The following is a 468-nucleotide window of genomic DNA, read 5'->3' as shown; positions in this document are numbered from 1 at the left end:
GTCCGCGGTACCGCCTGGATCACCGGCGCCAACCAGGCCGGCAAGCACGTCTTCGGCCTCGTGGCAGGCCGCGACTTCACGTGGGACGGCGTCATCGAGTGCACCGAAGTCCGCGCCGGCGATCCCTCTCCGGACGGCTCCGGCCCCCTCGAAACCGCCCGCGGCATCGAAATGGGCCACATTTTCCAGCTGGGCCGCAAGTACGCCGAAGCCCTGGACCTGAAGGTGCTGGACCAGAACGGCAAGCAGGTCGTGGTCACCATGGGTTCCTACGGCGTCGGTGTCACCCGCGCCGTGGCCGCGCTGGCTGAGGCCAATCATGACGACCGCGGACTGGTCTGGCCCCGCACCGTGGCCCCTGCCGATGTGCACGTGGTGGCAGTAGGCCGGGGTGAGGACATCTTCCAGGCAGCGGAGAAGCTCTCGGCAGACCTTGAAGCAGCAGGCCTCTCTGTCATCTACGACGAC

1 protein-coding gene is annotated in these 468 nt (G+C 67.7%); it reads left to right on the top strand.

All coding sequences use genetic code 11. The features are described 5' to 3' along the window. A partial coding sequence (locus AC1DKD_RS42040) for an aminoacyl--tRNA ligase-related protein (RefSeq protein ID WP_477144841.1) occupies window positions 1–468 on the top strand: 468 nt, incomplete at both ends.

Source organism: Cupriavidus sp. 05T313 (genome assembly GCF_056396665.1).
This window is presented reverse-complemented; position numbering and strand designations above follow the sequence as displayed.